Origin of the sequence: Motilimonas sp. 1_MG-2023, assembly GCF_030547455.1 — a bacterium.
In the GTDB taxonomy this organism is placed as follows: domain Bacteria; phylum Pseudomonadota; class Gammaproteobacteria; order Enterobacterales; family CBDFNC01; genus Motilimonas.
On record NZ_JAUOPX010000006.1, the window covers coordinates 57,877 to 76,007 of the forward strand.

Consider the following 18,131-nt stretch of genomic DNA (forward strand, 5'->3'; position numbering starts at 1 on the left):
ACAACTCAATTTGTCTTATTTTGCATTATTTATACCAACAGTGTCAGTATAGGTACTCAGTTTATTGATGATAAAGGGTTCGTTCGACCAATTAAGCGTCAATTATCTAATCAACGTCAAATTTGTGACTAATGTTCGGTTCTGAACTTGTAGTCTGATTCAGATCCTCTAGAATGGGTGCGTCAATAAACCGCCTTTAGTCAATTTTCCAGCGGTTTGAGTTTATGAGGATATCCAATGGCCGCACCTTTATCTGTGTTGATTATCGACAGTAACGAAGAGAACCAACGGTTACTGCAAACGATTTTATCCTTTATTGGGGAGGAGTCTGAGCATTTAGCCGATTTGGATCAAGTTGAAATCATTACTCGATATAAAGGCGTCCTTTTGGGTGAGATACCGCCGTCAAAAGCTCTTGAAATTGTCCAGCAGCATCCACAGTTACCCTTTGTTGGGGTGTGCGAAAGCCTTGATTTAGATGCAGCAAATTATTTAGGTCGGTTAAGTCAGCCATTTAGTTACGATCAACTGACGCGCTTGCTGCATCAGTGCCAGTCTTATTTGAGTCAAATCGGTGAGCTTAAAGATCAAAGCCAAAACTCGTATTTATTAAAAATGCTGGTGGGCAAGGGCGATGCCATTCAAGAGGTGCGCCATTTAATTGAGCAGGTAGCGGGCACTGCGGCCAGTGTGTTGATTTTAGGTGAGTCAGGTACCGGTAAAGAGGTGGTTGCTCGCGCGGTCCATGAAATGTCAGATCGTAAAAATGGCCCTTTTGTACCGGTTAACTGTGGCGCTATCCCACCAGACCTGCTGGAAAGTGAGTTGTTTGGCCATGAAAAAGGCGCATTTACTGGCGCTTTTGCGGCGCGCAAGGGGCGCTTTGAATTAGCTGAAGGCGGCACCTTATTTCTGGATGAAATTGGTGACATGCCAATGCCGATGCAAGTGAAGCTGCTGCGAGTATTACAAGAGCGTACCTTTGAACGTGTTGGCGGCGCTAAATCGTTACATGCTAATGTGCGAGTCATCGCGGCGACGCATCAAGGCCTTGAAGACATGATTGCACAAGGGCGATTCCGTGAAGATTTATTCTATCGCCTTAATGTGTTCCCGATTGAAACACCTGCTTTACGTGAGCGTGAAGATGATGTGCCTTTATTGCTACAAGAGTTATTGGCCCGCCATGAAACCATGCACAACGCCACACTGCGTTTTACGCAACGCGCCATTGAATCTTTAATGCTACATTCTTGGCCGGGTAATGTACGTGAGTTATCAAATTTGGTTGAGCGCTTGTTGATACTGCACCCGAACAAGATTGTGGATGTGGCAGAGCTGCCCGCTAAATATCGCCACCTGGAAACCGAAGATGCAACCATGGAGTTGCCCAGTGCATTCGCTGAGCGTGAAGCTTTGCTAAGTATTTTTAACGATGACTACGGTAACGAAAAGCAGGCGAACACGAAAACAGCACAAGAGCCAACCGAAGATGAGTTTGATTTGCTGAGCGAAGGGTTTCAAAGTAGTGCTGCCTCGGCGTTGCCTGAAGAAGGTGTCAATTTGAAAGATATGTTGGCAGAGTTTGAAGTGGATATGATCCGCCAAGCGCTTGACCAGCAAGGAGGCGTGGTTGCTCGCGCCGCTGAGCAATTAGGTATGCGACGTACCACCTTAGTTGAAAAAATGAAGAAATACAGCCTTTCTTCAAAAGAGTAACAGTTGTTTTACGGCTTCATTTATTGTCTATCTGACTAAAATATAACAGTTTAAAATTCTGGCACGAAACTAGCATTATCAAGCTATAAGTTTATAAGCGCCAGGGTTTTGACTGTGATAGAAACGACATTAGCGAAAGAAGAATTTGCCGGTGAGCTTGCCATGTTAAGGGCACAACATTGCTCCTTGGCTAACGTATTCGATTTACTGCCCTCTGGCGTGATCTTGCTCGACAATAATGGTCTGGTGACTCAAGCTAATCCAGTTGCCATTGACTTGTTAGGTGACCCTCTGGTTGGTGAGTTTTGGTTTAATATCATTCGCCGTGCTTTTGCGCCTCAAGCTGATGATGGCCATGAAGTATCTTTGGTCAATGGACGTAAAATTCAACTGTCTATTTCTCCTCTCGAAGGTTTTTCTGGGCAGTTGATTTCCTTAACCGACCTTACTCAAACCCGTGAACTGCAAGATAAAATGGCGCAGATGAAGCGCTTATCAGCCCTTGGTAATATGGTGGCCTCGTTAGCGCACCAAATCCGCACCCCGTTATCAGCGGCCATGTTGTATGCCGCTAACTTAGGCAGTACCAGCTTGCCTGAAACGTCTCGTGTCAATTTTCAGAAAAAGCTAATGAGCCGCCTGCAAGACTTAGAAACCCAAGTGACTGATATGTTGTTATTTGCCCGCAGCGGTGAAAAGCAAGTTGTCGCAGACATTTCAATTCAAAGTTTATTACAAGAAGTGAAGCAAGGCTGTGATGCGATGATGGAGCGAGCCAATGCTAGCTTAAGCATTGCGTTACCTGACCCAGATCTTTATCTACTCGCCAATAAAAATGCCTTGGCTAGCGCTATCGGAAACTTGATCCATAATGCGTTGCAAGCCTGTGGCAGCGGCGCAAAAATTCATTTGCGTGCCAGTTGTAATGCTGACTCACAAGTGGAAATCAGCGTGTTAGATAATGGTCCAGGTATCGCGCCAGAGCAACTCCCCGAAATTGTTCAGCCCTTCTATACCACTAAACCGCAGGGCACGGGGTTAGGGCTAGCCGTGGTGCAATCGGTAGCAAAAGCCCATGAAGGTGAAATGAAAGTGACGTCAGTGGTGGGGCAGGGCAGTTGCTTTACTTTATGTTTACCCTTACATGCAATCGCCAGTGTGCCAGCGCAAGTAGTAGGAGGATAACCTTATGTCTACAGCACAAATTTTAGTGGTTGAAGATGATGCAGGCTTACGTGAAGCGTTAGTCGATACCTTATTGTTAGCCAGTTACGAATGTACCGAAGCCGATAGTGGAGAGGCGGCATTAGTGCAGCTAAGCCGTCGTAAATTTGACTTGGTCATTAGTGATATACAAATGGGCGGCATGTCGGGTTTAACCTTGTTACAAAATATTAAAGCCAAGTATGCAGAAGTTCCGGTGTTGCTGATGACGGCCTATGCCACCATTGATGATGCCGTTAAAGCCATGCGCGAAGGCGCGATTGATTATTTGGCTAAGCCTTTTGCTCCTGAAGTACTACTAAATCAAGTTAGCCGTTATGCGCCAGCGCAAAAATGTGAAAAATGCACGCCCGTGTATGGCGATCCGAGTACCGAAGCGCTATTAAACCTTGCCGCTAAGGTTGCCAAAAGCGATGCATCGGTAATGGTGACTGGCCCAAGCGGCGCGGGTAAGGAAATCATGGCTCGCTATATTCATGATATGTCACCACGCGCTGATCAGCCTTTTGTGGCGATAAACTGCGCAGCAATCCCAGAAAATATGCTGGAAGCGACCCTGTTTGGTTACGAAAAAGGGGCATTTACTGGCGCAGTGCAAGCGTGCCCGGGTAAGTTTGAACAAGCGCAAGGTGGCACTATCTTACTCGATGAAATCACCGAGATGGCGCAAAGTCTACAATCTAAGTTGCTGCGCGTGCTGCAAGAAAAAGAGGTCGAGCGTTTAGGTGGTCGTAAAACAGTGAAACTAGACGTTCGGGTTTTAGCCACCAGTAACCGAGATTTAAAACAAGCGGTTAAAGATGGGTTATTCCGTGAAGATCTTTACTATCGATTGAACGTGTTCCCATTGCAATGGTTACCTCTATGTCAACGTCCAGGTGATATTATTCCTTTGACGGAGCATTTGTTACAGCGCCATGCCAACTCAGAGCGAACACCGAAAATTTTAGACGCAGCGGCGCACCGTCTTACCCATTATCCTTGGCCGGGTAATGTTCGCGAATTGGAAAACGTGGTGCAACGCGCCTTGATATTATCTGGTGGTACCGATATAGATATTGACCACTTGATATTAGAAGACGAATTGAGCGCAGCAGGTCAAGCCGGCGAGCAGCAAAGTCCATTTAGCTCAACAGCATTTATCGCACAAAATAATAGTGATACTGGCTCTACGGCCATCGTCGAGGAAAAACTGGGCGATGAACTAAAACAGCAAGAACATCTTATTATTCTTGATGCCTTAAAAGCCTGTGATGGGAAACGGAAAGATGTAGCTGAAAAGCTCGGGATTAGCCCGCGAACACTGCGTTACAAATTGGCTCGAATGAAAGAAATGGGAATGGCTATATAATTAATAACTAGCTGATTTAAAATAACAAAAAAGACGGCGAGGCCGTCTTTTTTATTTTGGCCTGAAAATTGCTTTTATTAATATAACGACAGGCCGAACAGGGCTTTAGTCAACAATTTGACAGGCATATTACAGAGGTCAGTATGAATATTTCAGATACATCATCCCTTTTCAATGAAATGCAAGCCTTATCCGTTCAAGCAAAAGGTTTAGAATCGCAACTCCCCGCTACCCAGTCTGCACAAGGGGACTTCTCACAACTTCTGAAACAGGCTATCGACAATGTAAATGGCTTACAGCAGAATACAGGTGAGTTACGAAACCGCTTTGAGATGGGTGACCGCGATGTCAGCTTGGGCGATGTTATGATTGCTGCCAGTAAATCCAGCGTTGCTTTTGAAGCAACGGTACAAGTGCGTAATAAGATGGTTGAGGCATATAAAGACATCATGAGTATGCCAGTGTAGCCAAGCATTATTTAAGTGACTGAAGTAAAGTTAATACAAGTGCGTAACAAGATGGTTGAAGCGTATTATAAAAAATCATGAGTATGCCAGTGTAGTAAGGAATCATTTAAGTGGCTGAAGCAAATCAAAATACAGACTTAATGGTAGGCGGCGGTAGCACAGCCATGAGTCAAACTGATCAACTCGAGCAAGGCGAGCAAAAAAGCTCTCCTTTGGCGATGCTCGGTAATGTTGACGTATTGCGTCAAGTCACCATTATTATTGGTCTGGCTATTGTTTTAGCTATTGTGGTTATTTTATGGTTCTGGGGTAAAGCACCTGACTACCGTCCATTAGGTAATTTTCAAACAGAGCAACTGATCACTACCCTCGATTTTTTAGATCAAGAAAAAATCCCATATCAGCTAGAAGGCAACACTATTTTAGTGGTGGCTGAAGATTATCAACAAATTAAGTTACGCTTGACGCGAAACGGGGTCGGCCCGGTTGATGAAAAAGGCGATGAGATTTTAATGCAAGACATGGGCTTTGGCGTCAGCCAACGTCTTGAAAGTGAACGCTTGAAACTAAGTCGAGAGCGTCAGCTAGCCCTTGCTATTCAAGCCATGAGAAATGTGCAAAAAGCGCAAGTGTTACTTGCAGTTCCAAAAGAAAATGTATTTACGCGTCGTGAACAAAAAGCCAGTGCAACGGTAGTATTGACGGTTAGCCGCGCCGATAGCCTGACCCAAGAAGAAGTGGATTCCATTGTCGACATGGTATCGTCAGCAGTACAAAACCTTGAACCATCTCGTGTTACCGTTACCGACCAACGTGGTCGCTTGCTCAATTCAGGTAGCCAAGACCCGTTAGCGGCTAAAAGCCGTAAAGAATTTGAATTAGAGCGCAAACGGGAAGAGGAATACAAAAATAAAATCGACTCAATTTTAATTCCAGTGGTCGGTTTCGATAACTATACCGCAGAAGTTGATGTGACTATGGACTTCACTGCGGTAGAGCAAACCCAGAAACGCTATAACCCCGATATACCTGCATTGCGTAGTGAGATGACCGTTGAAAACTCAACCGTCGGCGGTGATGGTGCTGATGTTCCGGGGGCGTTAACCAACCAGCCGCCGATGGATGCAAATATTCCTCAAGACGCGACAGGGGGGAATGGCGGAGGCGCACCGGGCAGTAGCCATAAAGAAGCCACCCGAAACTATGAGTTAGACACGACCATTAGTCATTCTCGTCAACAAAGTGGCTTTGTGCGTCGTCTAACTGTGTCGGTTGCTGTTGATTATCAAACTGAAGCCGGCGCTGAAGGTGCAGTCACTCGCGTGCCAAGAACCCAAGAGCAGCTCGCCAGTATTCGTCGCCTATTACAAGGTGGTTTAGGGTTTGATGTGAATCGCGGTGACATTTTAGAAGTGGTGACCGTGCCGTTCAATCGTCCTGAATTGGACAATATCGAGCCACCTCCATTTTGGCAGTCTGATCAGTTTTATCAAATGTTGCGCTTCGGCGGCTCAATGCTGGTTATTTTAATAGTGGTATTTGCCATTATCAGACCTATGCTTAAGAAACTGCTTTACCCTGAGTCGATTGACAAGGAAGATTTTGAAATGGGCGGTGCAGTAGGGTCATTGTCAGGTGATGATGATCTACGGTTAGTCGCTGCAGACTCGGGTGATGAGTTGGATTTTGGTATCAAAGATGGCCATTTCAATTTACCTGATTTGCATAAAGACGAAGATTTAGTGAAAGCGGTTCGGGCGTTGGTGGCCAATGAACCCGATCTTTCAGCTCAAGTAATTAAAGATTGGTTGAATTCTGATGCCTGATGAAAAAAAAGAACCCGAAAAATTTGATATTGCGAATTTAGCTGGCGTAGAGAAATCAGCCATTTTAATGCTGAGTTTAACCGAAGAAGACGCCGCGCAAATTTTTCGTCATTTAGAGCCCAAACAAGTGCAACGTTTAGGTATGGCGATGGCGTCAATGCAAGATTTTTCGCAAGAAAAAGTCACCGCCGTACACCGTAGTTTTCTCGAAGATATTCAAAAATTCACCAACATTGGTATTGGCAGTGAAGACTTTGTACGTAATGCTTTGACCCAAGCCTTAGGTGAAGATAAAGCGGGTAATCTCGTTGATCAAATTGTTATGGGCAGTGGTGCGCGCGGTTTAGACTCCCTCAAGTGGATGGATGCTCGTCAAGTGGCCAGTATCATTCAAAACGAGCACCCGCAAATTCAAACCATCGTTTTATCTTACTTAGAGCCAGAGCAATCATCCGAGATCATGAGTCAGTTCCCTGAGCGCGTTCGCCTCGACTTGATGATGCGGATTGCTAACCTTGAAGAGGTTCAGCCCGCGGCACTGCAAGAGCTCAATGAGATCATGGAAAAACAGTTTGCCGGTCAAGCTGGTGCACAAGCGGCGAAAATGGGTGGCCTGAAAGCCGCAGCCAATATTATGAACTACTTAGATACCAGTATTGAGGGCCCATTAATGGACTCTATTCGCGAGTCAGACGAAGAAATGAGCCAACAAATTCAAGACTTGATGTTTGTATTTGATAACTTAATTGATGTCGATGATCGCGGTATACAAGCACTATTACGTGACGTCGCCCAAGACGTTCTGCAGCGTGCCCTTAAAGGTGCGGATGATCAGCTGAAAGAGAAAATCATGCGCAATATGTCCAAACGTGCTGCCGAAATGTTGGCTGATGATCTAGAAGCGATGGGGCCGGTGCGCGTCAGTGAAGTGGAATCGGCGCAGAAAGAGATTCTTTCTATTGCAAGACGTTTAGCTGACTCGGGTGAAATTATGCTCGGTGGTGGCGGTGGGGATGAATTCTTATAATGCCTCATTCACCAGAGCACGACAGTAAGCCAGAACTTTGGCAAATACCTGAGGTAGAAGAGCCTGTTAAGCGCACCGATACTAATGCCCTTAATATGCCTCCTGATTGGTTTCATCGAGAGGTAGAAGAAGAAATTGAAGAACTTCCCCCTGAGCCTCCCTCCCTCGAAGAAATAGAAGCTATCCGTGAAGACGCTTACCAAGAAGGGTTTGAGCAAGGACGAGAAGCTGGATTTGAACAAGGTGAAGCGCAAGGAAAAGCCGAAGGCTTAGCGAAAGGGCACGCTGAAGGCTTAGCGCAAGGTATCGCCGAAGGTTTAGCACAGGGCGCGGATGAAATCGCAAAACAATCCGCTATTTGGGCTAAGCTAACACAAGATTTATGTCAGCCCGTTGCTCATTTAGATCAAGAAGTAGAGCAGCAGCTAGTGAATTTAGTACTGCAGCTAACACAACAAATTGTTAAAACTGAAGTAACTACCAATCCAAAAGTGATACTTGGGGCATTGAAGCAAGCCATAGACGTGCTGCCTTTTGCCACTCAAACGGCGAAGTTGCACTTCCACCCTGATGATATTGCCATGATTGAAACGGTATATAGTGCGCAAGAGTGTGAAAAACGTGGCTGGAGCTTAATTGCCGAGCCGAGTTTACAGCGCGGCGATTGCCAGGTTAAAACGGAATTATCCAGTGTCGATTACCCGTTAGAAATGCGAATAAACCAAGTATTAAAACAGTTTTTAACGCAAAATAATGCACATATACAACAAGCCTTAGGGGATGCCGAGAAAGAAGTACAGGAGATGCTGCCTGACCCGTTACCGGAGCCGGTTCATAGTGTGGTCCATGAACAGGAAAATACAGATGAAGTCACTTCGGTAGATAGTACAGAATTACCTCCTAATGCGCGCGAAAGCGTTGAAAATAATGACGACCCCAATACCATAACCGAGCCTCCTCATGACCCCGCTGGCTAGTCGTTTATCCCATTATCAAGCTGCCCATTTATCACCTAAACCGGTTGCCGCCGGAAAATTGACGCGTGTAGTTGGGCTAACGTTAGAAGCCATTGGCTGTACCGCTCCTTTAGGTAGTTTGTGTCAAGTTGAAACGATGGAAGGGCTAATTGAAGCCGAAGTGGTTGGCTTCTCGGGTGACAAATTATTCCTAATGCCAAGCGAACGTTTATCCGGTGTGTTGCCTGGCGCGCGCGTGATCCCAATGAACGAGACGCAGGGGATCCCCGTTGGCATGGAGCTACTGGGTCGAGTGATTGATGGGGTGGGCAACCCGTTAGATGGCCTAGGCGACATTATGAGCCACGAACGAGTCAAATACGGTGCTGCGCGTATCAATCCCCTTGCCAGAGATCCTATCCGCCATCCTATGGACGTAGGTGTTCGTGCCATTAACGCTATGATTACTGTGGGTAAAGGTCAGCGTATGGGGCTTTTTGCTGGATCTGGTGTAGGTAAAAGTGTGTTGCTTGGCATGATGACACGAGGCAGCAGTGCCGATGTAGTGGTGGTAGGCTTGATTGGTGAACGTGGCCGTGAAGTAAAAGAATTTATAGATGATATTTTAGGTGAAGATGGGCGCGCGCGGGCGGTGGTTATTGCTGCACCGGCCGATGCATCACCGTTGATGCGATTAAAAGGTTGTGAAACCGCGTTGACCGTGGCGGAATATTTTCGCGATCAAGGGTTAAGTGTCTTGCTTCTGATGGACTCTTTAACCCGTTTTGCGCAAGCGCAACGTGAAATAGCATTAGCTATTGGTGAGCCGCCTGCTACCAAAGGTTATCCGCCTTCGGTATTTGCTAAGTTACCAGCTTTGGTAGAAAGAGCAGGTAACGGCAGTGGCGGACAAGGCTCGATCACGGCATTTTTCACCGTGTTAACGGAAGGGGATGATTTACAAGATCCGATTGCCGATGCTGCACGGGCCATTTTGGATGGCCACATAGTGCTTGCTCGTGAGCTAGCCGATGCGGGACACTTCCCTGCTATTGATGTCGCAAAATCGATTAGTCGGGTTATGCCAATGGTGACAAGTGATGAGCATCAAATGCTGGCGCGAGCCATTAAGCAAGCTTATTCGCTATATCAAGAAAATAAAGATTTAATCACTATCGGCGCCTACTCGAGAGGCAGTGACCCGCGTATTGATCAAGCGATGAAAATTAAGCCAAGATTGGATCACTTTTTGCAACAGCCAATGAAAGAGTCTGTTACTTATGAGAACAGCTTGAGTCAGTTAGCTGGATTGGCGCAAGAATTTGTCAACAGTGGTCAACAGCGTTAAGAGTTTGCGTCATTGTTAGCAGGCAACGGGTTATTAAGTTGTAAAGGGTGATATTGATATGTCGGATAAAGCATTGCACTTGGTTCTAGAGCAACACATAAAGCACGAACAACAAGCCGCGCAAGAAATGGTACAAGCCCAGCAACAACTTATTGAGTTTCGCCAGCAGTTCGCTAACTTGCAAAATTACCGCAATCAATACGTTCAACAAATGCATGACAAAGGTGCAGCGGGCTTGTATGCCGATAGTTTTACTTACTATCAAAAATTTATTGTTAAATTAGAAAACGCGATGCAGCAACAGCAACAGGCCTTGCCACAGGTGATGCATCAAGTTGACGTAAAAAAACGCAACTGGGTGCAAGTGCAAAGTCAGCGTAAAGCAGTTGAATCTTTACTGGCTAAACGTAAGCAAGTAGCACAACGAAAAGCGGATAAGCAAGAGCAAAAAATGCTCGATGAATTTTCAAACTTTCAGTACTTTCAAAAGCACTCATCTCGTTAGTAGTATCATTGGATCGATTTTTGCTTCAGTAATTTAACAGTCGCCTATGTTGGCTTTTCGGCAAGTGTTTGCCGCTCAATAATACGGATGTAACGTATGATGCAATCAGTTCAATCTCAGTTAAATAATGTCTCTGTATCGCAACCGAATGACTCTGCGGCGTTTATGGATCAAGAAGCTGACAGACATATTGAATTTAAGCAAACCTATGAGGCTGCTAAAGCTAAGAAGGCGGAGCAACATGCTGATATTGAAAATGAGCAACAGGCAATACGTGCTAAGCAAGATCAAGATATTCAGGCTGAAAAAGAGTTTGCAGATAAACAGAAAATAGAAGATGGCCAAAAAAAGGCTAATGAGTCGCTAACGGCGACAACTGACGGTAGCGAAAAGCAATCTGTAGCCTCTGACATAGGGCAAGATATCCTTGCTCAAATTAAGCAAGCAGAGCAACAGACCCCTAAGGCTCTGCGAGCTGATAGTACGGACTCTGCGGTTAAACCTGTGACCGCACTTAATTCTATCAGCCAAGCCTTAAAGCAAGCATTGCAACAGGAGTCTAATGAACAATCAGAAGAAGACTCAGCGTCGACCTATAAGCCATTGAATGATGCTCCTAGCCTAGCGAATTTGAGTGCAGATTCTTCTATTAGTAATGCTGAAGCATCACCTCAGTTTGAACAAGGCAAAATTAAAAGTACTGACAGCATTGAATCTTTACTCAATAAATTGACCTCTAAACTAGATGATGACGTTGTTGTGACAGATCCGCACTCAGCGCTGAATCAATCAGAAATAAAAATAGCAAAGCAAGCTGCGCAAGAAACAGGCCCACTCGTTTCTGAAGAAGGGGTTAATCCGGAGACGGAGGAAGCGAAAGCTTTACAGCAGTTTGATACACTGGCAGCTAAAGAAGCGGACGCTTTGGTATCAAAAGACATCCCAAAAGCGGATACTAGCGAACCCAACCAGCAGCAAGATACTCGAGTCGTTAGCCCAGCTCTGAACAACCAAGAGCCGAAGGCGGACGATACTGTTAGGCGTTCAGATAGCCATCAGGTACAAGGCGCAGAAACTAAGGCGACATTATTAGCCGAAAGTGAAGGTTATCAGGGAGCTAATCCTCAACTTAAGCCTTTAAATACACAGACGACTAACATTGCTGAGACGGATGCGGTCGTAACAGATGTTGAAAAAGAAGCGGATAAATCCGTTGCAGTGGTTAATGCAGGCTTAGTGTCGTCGAAGGAAAAAGGCACCAATGTGACGACAGATGCGAAAGGGAATATTGTTGCAAGTGCACCAGTAATCAATACTGAATCAGATGTGATGGCTAAGCGAACTGAATTTAAGCCAAGTGAGTTTGTTAATACACTGGGCGCTAGCATGTCCGATAGCCAGGAAAAACCAGCTTCTTTGGGTGAGAAAGTTGAGCCAAGTACAGCGAAGCTGCAAGCTAAAGAGCAGGTTAGTCAACTTGCTCAGCAGGAGCGTTTACTTAAAGAAAATCAGGCAATAGAATCATTTAAGAGCAATTTTAAAGAAGTTAATACAGACAGAGATAATGCCCCTCAGCCAATGAATTTTGTACAACCGGCGGGCCAGTCAACAGCACCTGTAAGTCAAACATTTCAAGGTTTACATCATCACCAGCAACAACTAACCGCCGCGCAAAGTTTGAATAGTCAAGCTACGGCTAATATAAATGCTCAGCAAGCACAAACAACTAGCCAATTTGAATTGGGACAAAAGTTTGAGCTCGCTTCTCGTGAGGCGCCCACTATTATGCGTGAGCGGATCACCATGATGATGAATAAAGGGATAGGGCAGGCAGAAATACGCTTAGATCCAGCTGAGTTAGGCAGTATGCATGTCAAACTTTCGATGCAAAATGATCAGTTATCAGTCAGTATTCAAACGACGCAACCACAGAGTAAAGAGCTACTCGATCAGCATATGCCTCGGTTACGTGAAATGCTGACTCAACAGGGAATTAACCTAGGCGAAAGTCATGTAAGCCAACAGCAAAGTGGCTCACAACAAGGTGGTGATTCCGCTCAAGGAAGTGGTTCAGGACAAGCCAGCACTGCTCAACAATCAAACATAGTTGAGGATTCACCGACCCAAACTGTGCGAAATTATGTGCAGTCAAACTCAGCAATCGATTTTTATGCTTAGCCAAGCTATGGTCTAAAGCTATTGTTATGCAATAATTAAACTGATTTATTCTTTATGGACTGATGGTATGGCTGACGAAGCAAATGAAAATCTGGAACTGAATGAAAAGAAAGGTGGCAAAGGTAAGTTAATTATTATCATTGTTGCAGTCGTGGTGTTACTCGCAGGCGGTGGTGGCGCTGCCTATTTTTTCTTAGCGGGTTCAGATGAAGCGGCTGCCACTGAAGGTAATGATTCGAAATCTACAGCCCCGAAGGTGGATGCCTCGACACTTAAAGCCATTTATGTTGGCATGCCTCGCGCCTTTGTTTTTAACGTGGCAGGTGATGGCAGAGATCGCTTGGTGCAAATCAAGGTGCAATTAATGGTGCGTGGGGTTGATAATGAGAACCTGACCAAAATGCATATTCCATTAATTGAAGGTACCTTGTTAAGTGTGTTTAGTGCCGCAACTGAAGAAGAATTACGCAGTGAGTCAGGTAAAAGTGAATTACGTAAAAAGTCCCTGCAAGAAGTTCAGAAAGCGATGAATGAAGTGGCCTCTGCGCCAACAGTGGAAGCCGTGTTATTTACTGGTTTTGTATTGCAATAATCCTTAAAGGTGTAATGGATTAATAATGAGCGATCTTTTATCACAAGACGAAATTGATGCCCTCTTACATGGTGTTGATGATGTAGAGGAAGAAGACGAATCCCCCATTGATAATGCCAATGCGGTCAATTTCGACTTCTCGTCGCAAGATCGTATTGTTCGTGGTCGAATGCCAACGTTGGAGTTGGTTAATGAACGTTTTGCCCGTCATTTACGCATCAGTCTATTTAATATGATGCGCCGTACTGCTGAAGTGTCTATTAATGGCGTACAAATGCTTAAATTTGGTGAGTATGTACACACCTTATTTGTACCGACCAGTTTAAACATGGTGCGATTTCGGCCGCTAAAAGGCACCGCGTTGATAACCATGGAGGCGCGGCTGGTCTTTATTTTAGTGGAAAACTTCTTTGGTGGTGATGGACGTTATCATGCCAAAATTGAAGGGCGAGAATTTACCCCGACGGAGCGTCGGATAATTCAAATGCTATTAAAAATTGTGTTTGAAGATTATCACGATGCTTGGGCACCGGTGATGGATGCTGAATTTGAGTATCTCGACTCTGAAGTTAACCCCGCCATGGCCAATATTGTTAGCCCCACAGAAGTGATCGTGGTGAACTCCTTCCATATCGAACTGGACGGTGGCGGCGGGGATTTCCATATCGCAATGCCTTATTCAATGCTAGAGCCTATCCGTGAATTGCTTGATGCGGGTGTGCAAAGTGATAAGGAAGATACCGACTTTAGGTGGAGCAAGGCCCTAAAAGACGAAATCATGGACGTACCTGTAGAGCTGAGCACTAAGTTATTGGAAACTACGTTAAGTTTGCGCGCCATCATGGATTTAAAAGCAGGTGATATTATCCCCATTGAAATGCCGGATACGATGACGGTTTTCATTGAAGATTTGCCCACTTATCGCGGTAAGATGGGAAGAACCAAAGACAATTATGCAGTGCGGATCACCGAAAAACTTAAACGTCCTGATTCGGTGAAAACAGAGCTTGAGCTAGTGACCAGACAAGGCAAACGCATTAATAATGATGTTAGCCAATTAGAAGTTTTAGAGGATGAGATAGATGAGTGATGACCAGCAAATGGCCGATGAGTGGGCGGCGGCATTAGAAGAGGCTGAAGGGGGCGCTCAGCCCGCAGAGCTTGAGCAATTTGATACTGATGATGGCCCTTCAATTTCGGCAGAAGAAAAACGCCGACTGGATGCCATTATGGATATTCCCGTTACAATTTCGATGGAAGTTGGGCGCAGTCAAATCAGTATTCGTAACCTGCTTCAATTAAATCAAGGCTCAGTGGTTGAGTTAGATCGGGTCGCGGGTGAGCCACTGGATGTATTAGTTAATGGTACTTTGATAGCGCACGGTGAAGTGGTCGTGGTAAACGATAAGTTTGGCATTCGTTTAACCGATGTCATTAGCCAAACTGAGCGGATCAAGAAACTAAAATAATGAAATTACTGCTGTTGGTATCTAGTTTGTTTGTTTCCTTACCGAGTTGGGCGGCACCTGAGCCGCCTAGTGTCGATGTGATGGCGGTATTATCGGCTTTAATTTTCGTTATTTTGCTCATTCTTGCGTTAGCTTGGCTATTTAACCAAAGTAAGTTAGGCCGTCACTTTGGCCAGCAAGGGATTAAAGTGATTGCCTCAACTCCGTTAGGGCGAAGAGAGAAGCTACTGGTGGTGCAGCTTGGCGAGCAGCAATATTTGTTAGCGGCGACGGCGCAACAAATTAACCTCATCGATAAATTAGATCAGCCTTGGCAGCCTCAACCAGTTGAATCAGTTAATTTTGCGGAGCAACTCGCTAAAATGATGAAAAAGAAATGAGAAAGATACATCACTGGCTATGGCTAGCGGCTTTATTGTTAATCAGCGGTACCGCCGCTGCACAAACAGGCGCATTACCCGCCTTGACTGTGACCACCGGACCCGATGGTGCGCAAGAGTATAGCCTGACATTGCAAGTGCTCGCGCTGATGACGGCAATGAGTTTTTTGCCAGCCATGGTGATAATGATGACGTCATTCACCCGCATTGTGATAGTCATGAGTATTTTGCGCCAAGCCTTGGGTTTACAGCAGACACCATCGAATCAAGTCATTATCGGTATAACCTTATTTATGACTTTTTTTATCATGGCGCCAGTGTTTGAGCGCATCAATAAGCAGGCTATCCAGCCTTACTTAGCGGAAGATATCCCTTTTGCTCAAGCTATCGAGCAAGGTCAAGGGCCATTAAAAGAGTTTATGCTGGCGCAAACTAGGGTGACCGATCTTCAAACGTTTGTTGAAATGGCTGATATTGAAGTGGCAACGCCACAAGAAGTCCCTATCCATGTATTGATCCCAGCCTTTGTTACTAGTGAGCTCAAAACTGCCTTTCAAATTGGCTTTATGGTGTTTATTCCTTTTTTGATAATCGATCTGGTGGTAGCAAGTATCCTGATGGCCATGGGTATGATGATGTTATCGCCAATGATTGTGTCATTGCCATTCAAATTAATGCTATTTGTGTTAGTGGACGGTTGGAACTTGATCATAGGTAGCTTAGCCAGCAGTTTTGGTTTGTAGCCAAATCATAAGGAGCGTTTATGTCACCGGAAGTCTTTGTTGATATTTTTAAACACGCTTTATGGTTAGTGCTGATCTTAGTTTGTGCGTGTATTATTCCTAGTTTGATCATTGGGTTAATTGTATCAATCTTCCAAGCTGCCACGTCAATAAATGAACAAACACTGAGTTTTTTACCGCGTTTGATTATCACTATCTTAGCGTTAATGTTTGGCGCTCACTGGGGCTTTAGAATGCTAATGGAATTCTTTTATTCCATGATTGAACAAATCCCAAGTGTTGTCGGTTAATGAGTTATCCTGCTGATATTGTCATCACTTGGTTGTCGAGCTACCTTTGGGCCTTGTGTCGCATTGCTGCTTTATTGATGGTGATGACGGGGATTGGCGCCAAAACGACTCCCAAACGTATCCGTTTATTGCTCTCATTAGCTATTACTTTGATGGTTGTTCCTGTGTTACCTGATCCGCCACCGATCCCCTTGTTTTCCGGAGAAAGTGTATTAATTGTATTGCAGCAAATATTAATTGGCGCGGCGGTGGGGACGGTATCGGTATTTGTGATGCAAACTTTCGTCATTGCGGGACAAGTTATTGCGATGCAAACTAGCTTAGGCTTTGCCTCTATGGCGGATCCGCTTAATGGCCAGACTTCTCCGGTTGTTGGTCAGTTTTATTTAATGCTAGTTACGTTGCTTTTTTTTGCCGTAGATGGCCATTTAGTCATGATTTACATGATAGTGGAAAGTTTCACAACTTTGCCTATCTCGATGGAAGGCTTATCAGCTTTACAATATCAAAAATTAGCCGGCTGGTTAGGCGTGATGTTTACGGCGGCGCTCGCCATGTCAATGTCATCTATTGTTGCGATGCTGTTGGTGAACTTCTCATTTGGTATTATGACCCGAGCAGCGCCGCAGCTAAATATTTTCTCCCTTGGTTTTTCTATTAGTATGTTATTTGGTTTGTTCATTCTCTGGCTGACGATAGGTAATGTTGTCGAGCATTTCGATGCCCAATGGCTACGTGGTGCGAGCTTAATGTGTGAGTTGTTAAATGGTGCTTGCCGACCCTAACATTGATAATGATTGCCTGAGTTATGGTAAATAACTAAATGGCGTTGACAGACCTTAATTCAATGACGGAGCCTTAATATGGCAGAAGCTGACGGCCAAGAAAAAACCGAAGACCCCACGGGGAAAAAACTCAGTGATGCGCGAAATAAAGGTCAAGTTACTCGCTCTAAGGACTTGGGGACGGCAGCTATTCTTATTATGGCTTCTTTTATTTTGATTATGCTTGGCGACAGCCTTGGCCATGCTTTTGTCATCATGATGACGGACGCATTTACTTTTGAGCGAGAAGCGGTGTTTGACCCTTCGCAAATGATGGTGGTATTTGCGACAGGGATTGCTGAAATGGTGTTACCAACCCTAGCCATACTGATTGCTTTGTTTATAGCGGCCGTGGTAGGTACTATCGCATTGGGAGGCATGAACTTTAGTACCGAAGCCATGATGCCCAAATTTAGCAAGATGAGCCCTCTGGCTGGCTTCAAACGTATGTTTGGGACTCAAGGAGTAGTGGAGCTGTTAAAGTCAATCTTGAAAGTCGCCGTTATTGGATGTGGTGTATGGGGGATATTGCATTTTAGTTTTGCTGATATATTGGTGCTCAGTTCAACTCCATTTCCTTCCAGCGCAGAAGCGGCATTGGACATGCTGCTTTGGATGTTTCTTATTTTATGTATGAGTTTATTGGTGATTGTTGTGGTGGATGTGCCTTATCAAATTTGGCATCAAAAAGAGCAATTAAAAATGACCAAGCAGGAAGTGAAAGATGAGCATAAAGACCAAGATGGTAAGCCGGAAGTAAAAGGGCGAATTCGGCGCTTACAAATGGAAGCGGCGCAGCGACGCATGATGGGAGAAGTACCTGATGCAGATGTTATTGTAACAAACCCGACTCATTACTCTGTGGCCATAAAATACGACCCAAGTAAAGGGGGAGCCCCCATGGTCGTCGCGAAAGGGGTGGATCAAATTGCCCTTAAAATTCGAGAAATTGCGCGAGAGTATGAAGTGCCAGTAATGAGCTCACCACAACTATGCCGGGCTATTTATCATACTACCGAGCTTGATCGCGAAATTCCCCATGAACTGTTTGTTGCAGTGGCGCAAATCCTTGCTTATATCTTTCAACTTGAACAGTTTCGCAAAGGACGCGGTAAGAGGCCAACACCTTTACCCAAAGAGTTTGATATGCCACAAGGGTTTAAATACTAGAAATTTGAACTAAAGCGAACTTTTATGCTTTAAATTGCCTAACTTCTGCCTCAGCTTATTGC

General features: G+C 45.0%; 18 protein-coding genes. All 18 read left to right on the plus strand.

The genetic code is table 11. The annotated features are described in order from the left end of the window. Nucleotides 1–237: 237 nt before the first annotated feature. The 18 genes from Q4519_RS04680 to flhB all read left to right on the plus strand — a co-directional run bounded on the left by Q4519_RS04680 (nt 238) and on the right by flhB (nt 18,069). On the plus strand, nt 238–1,719 hold the full coding sequence (locus Q4519_RS04680) for a sigma-54 dependent transcriptional regulator (protein WP_233053072.1): 1,482 nt from the start codon (nt 238–240) through the stop codon (nt 1,717–1,719). Between the two features lie 162 nt (nt 1,720–1,881). After that, nucleotides 1,882–2,904 carry a PAS domain-containing sensor histidine kinase gene (locus tag Q4519_RS04685; protein WP_303510267.1) on the plus strand — a complete coding sequence of 341 codons (1,023 nt, stop codon included), beginning with the start codon at nt 1,882–1,884 and terminating at the stop codon, nt 2,902–2,904. Between the two features lie 4 nt (nt 2,905–2,908). Continuing rightward, the gene (locus Q4519_RS04690) at nt 2,909–4,294 is read left to right on the plus strand and encodes a sigma-54 dependent transcriptional regulator (RefSeq protein WP_303510071.1); all 1,386 of its coding nucleotides are present in this window, start codon (nt 2,909–2,911) and stop codon (nt 4,292–4,294) included. Nucleotides 4,295–4,437: 143 nt separating this feature from the next. Further along, complete coding sequence (fliE, locus tag Q4519_RS04695; protein WP_233053070.1) at nt 4,438–4,761, plus strand: flagellar hook-basal body complex protein FliE; 324 nt, start codon at nt 4,438–4,440, stop codon at nt 4,759–4,761. Between the two features lie 110 nt (nt 4,762–4,871). Next, nucleotides 4,872–6,587: a flagellar basal-body MS-ring/collar protein FliF gene (gene fliF, locus Q4519_RS04700; protein WP_303510074.1), complete on the plus strand. Its 1,716-nt coding sequence runs from the start codon at nt 4,872–4,874 to the stop codon at nt 6,585–6,587. Further along, nucleotides 6,580–7,614: a flagellar motor switch protein FliG gene (gene fliG, locus Q4519_RS04705; RefSeq protein WP_232800387.1), complete on the plus strand. Its 1,035-nt coding sequence runs from the start codon at nt 6,580–6,582 to the stop codon at nt 7,612–7,614. Before fliF ends, fliG begins: the two co-directional genes overlap by 8 nt. Then, the gene (gene fliH, locus Q4519_RS04710) at nt 7,614–8,591 is read left to right on the plus strand and encodes a flagellar assembly protein FliH (protein ID WP_303510077.1); all 978 of its coding nucleotides are present in this window, start codon (nt 7,614–7,616) and stop codon (nt 8,589–8,591) included. Before fliG ends, fliH begins: the two co-directional genes overlap by 1 nt. Further along, a complete protein-coding gene (gene fliI / locus Q4519_RS04715; protein WP_232800389.1) occupies nt 8,575–9,918 on the plus strand; it encodes a flagellar protein export ATPase FliI in 1,344 nt (447 codons plus the stop codon). The genes fliH and fliI overlap by 17 nt, the downstream gene beginning before the upstream one ends. Before the next feature lie 58 nt (nt 9,919–9,976). Next, complete coding sequence (gene fliJ / locus Q4519_RS04720; protein WP_232800390.1) at nt 9,977–10,423, plus strand: flagellar export protein FliJ; 447 nt, start codon at nt 9,977–9,979, stop codon at nt 10,421–10,423. A 96-nt stretch (nt 10,424–10,519) separates the two neighbouring features. Continuing rightward, nucleotides 10,520–12,601, plus strand: coding sequence for a flagellar hook-length control protein FliK (locus tag Q4519_RS04725; protein ID WP_303510081.1), 2,082 nt, complete (start codon nt 10,520–10,522; stop codon nt 12,599–12,601). Between the two features lie 67 nt (nt 12,602–12,668). Next, entirely contained in the window at nt 12,669–13,193 is a 525-nt protein-coding gene (gene fliL, locus Q4519_RS04730) for a flagellar basal body-associated protein FliL (protein ID WP_232800392.1), read from the plus strand. Between the two features lie 25 nt (nt 13,194–13,218). Beyond that, the gene (fliM, locus tag Q4519_RS04735; RefSeq protein WP_232800393.1) at nt 13,219–14,283 is read left to right on the plus strand and encodes a flagellar motor switch protein FliM; all 1,065 of its coding nucleotides are present in this window, start codon (nt 13,219–13,221) and stop codon (nt 14,281–14,283) included. Further along, nucleotides 14,276–14,662 (plus strand): flagellar motor switch protein FliN, encoded by a 387-nt coding sequence (gene fliN / locus Q4519_RS04740; RefSeq protein ID WP_232800394.1) that lies wholly within the window; start codon nt 14,276–14,278, stop codon nt 14,660–14,662. The genes fliM and fliN overlap by 8 nt, the downstream gene beginning before the upstream one ends. Further along, nucleotides 14,662–15,042: a flagellar biosynthetic protein FliO gene (gene fliO / locus Q4519_RS04745; protein ID WP_303510089.1), complete on the plus strand. Its 381-nt coding sequence runs from the start codon at nt 14,662–14,664 to the stop codon at nt 15,040–15,042. The genes fliN and fliO overlap by 1 nt, the downstream gene beginning before the upstream one ends. After that, nucleotides 15,039–15,785 (plus strand): flagellar type III secretion system pore protein FliP, encoded by a 747-nt coding sequence (fliP, locus tag Q4519_RS04750; RefSeq protein ID WP_232800396.1) that lies wholly within the window; start codon nt 15,039–15,041, stop codon nt 15,783–15,785. Before fliO ends, fliP begins: the two co-directional genes overlap by 4 nt. A 20-nt stretch (nt 15,786–15,805) precedes the next feature. After that, a complete protein-coding gene (gene fliQ, locus Q4519_RS04755) occupies nt 15,806–16,075 on the plus strand; it encodes a flagellar biosynthesis protein FliQ (RefSeq protein WP_232800397.1) in 270 nt (89 codons plus the stop codon). After that, nucleotides 16,075–16,860, plus strand: a complete 786-nt coding sequence (gene fliR / locus Q4519_RS04760; RefSeq protein WP_232800398.1) for a flagellar biosynthetic protein FliR — start codon at nt 16,075–16,077, stop codon at nt 16,858–16,860. The genes fliQ and fliR overlap by 1 nt, the downstream gene beginning before the upstream one ends. Nucleotides 16,861–16,938: 78 nt before the next feature. Next, nucleotides 16,939–18,069, plus strand: coding sequence for a flagellar biosynthesis protein FlhB (gene flhB / locus Q4519_RS04765; protein ID WP_232800399.1), 1,131 nt, complete (start codon nt 16,939–16,941; stop codon nt 18,067–18,069). Nucleotides 18,070–18,131: the final 62 nt, after the last annotated feature.

Excerpts from the sequence above, each read along its gene's own strand:
- Q4519_RS04680 (WP_233053072.1), top strand. The coding sequence starts at position 238 with ATGGCCGCACCTTTATCTGTGTTGATTATCGACAGTAACGAAGAGAAC.
- Q4519_RS04685 (WP_303510267.1), top strand. The coding sequence starts at position 1,882 with ATGTTAAGGGCACAACATTGCTCCTTGGCTAACGTATTCGATTTACTG.
- Q4519_RS04690 (WP_303510071.1), top strand. The coding sequence starts at position 2,909 with ATGTCTACAGCACAAATTTTAGTGGTTGAAGATGATGCAGGCTTACGT.
- fliE (WP_233053070.1), top strand. The coding sequence starts at position 4,438 with ATGAATATTTCAGATACATCATCCCTTTTCAATGAAATGCAAGCCTTA.
- fliG (WP_232800387.1), top strand. The coding sequence starts at position 6,580 with ATGCCTGATGAAAAAAAAGAACCCGAAAAATTTGATATTGCGAATTTA.
- fliH (WP_303510077.1), top strand. The coding sequence starts at position 7,614 with ATGCCTCATTCACCAGAGCACGACAGTAAGCCAGAACTTTGGCAAATA.
- fliI (WP_232800389.1), top strand. The coding sequence starts at position 8,575 with ATGACCCCGCTGGCTAGTCGTTTATCCCATTATCAAGCTGCCCATTTA.
- fliJ (WP_232800390.1), top strand. The coding sequence starts at position 9,977 with ATGTCGGATAAAGCATTGCACTTGGTTCTAGAGCAACACATAAAGCAC.
- Q4519_RS04725 (WP_303510081.1), top strand. The coding sequence starts at position 10,520 with ATGATGCAATCAGTTCAATCTCAGTTAAATAATGTCTCTGTATCGCAA.
- fliL (WP_232800392.1), top strand. The coding sequence starts at position 12,669 with ATGGCTGACGAAGCAAATGAAAATCTGGAACTGAATGAAAAGAAAGGT.
- fliM (WP_232800393.1), top strand. The coding sequence starts at position 13,219 with ATGAGCGATCTTTTATCACAAGACGAAATTGATGCCCTCTTACATGGT.
- fliN (WP_232800394.1), top strand. The coding sequence starts at position 14,276 with ATGAGTGATGACCAGCAAATGGCCGATGAGTGGGCGGCGGCATTAGAA.
- fliO (WP_303510089.1), top strand. The coding sequence starts at position 14,662 with ATGAAATTACTGCTGTTGGTATCTAGTTTGTTTGTTTCCTTACCGAGT.
- fliP (WP_232800396.1), top strand. The coding sequence starts at position 15,039 with ATGAGAAAGATACATCACTGGCTATGGCTAGCGGCTTTATTGTTAATC.
- fliQ (WP_232800397.1), top strand. The coding sequence starts at position 15,806 with ATGTCACCGGAAGTCTTTGTTGATATTTTTAAACACGCTTTATGGTTA.
- fliR (WP_232800398.1), top strand. The coding sequence starts at position 16,075 with ATGAGTTATCCTGCTGATATTGTCATCACTTGGTTGTCGAGCTACCTT.
- flhB (WP_232800399.1), top strand. The coding sequence starts at position 16,939 with ATGGCAGAAGCTGACGGCCAAGAAAAAACCGAAGACCCCACGGGGAAA.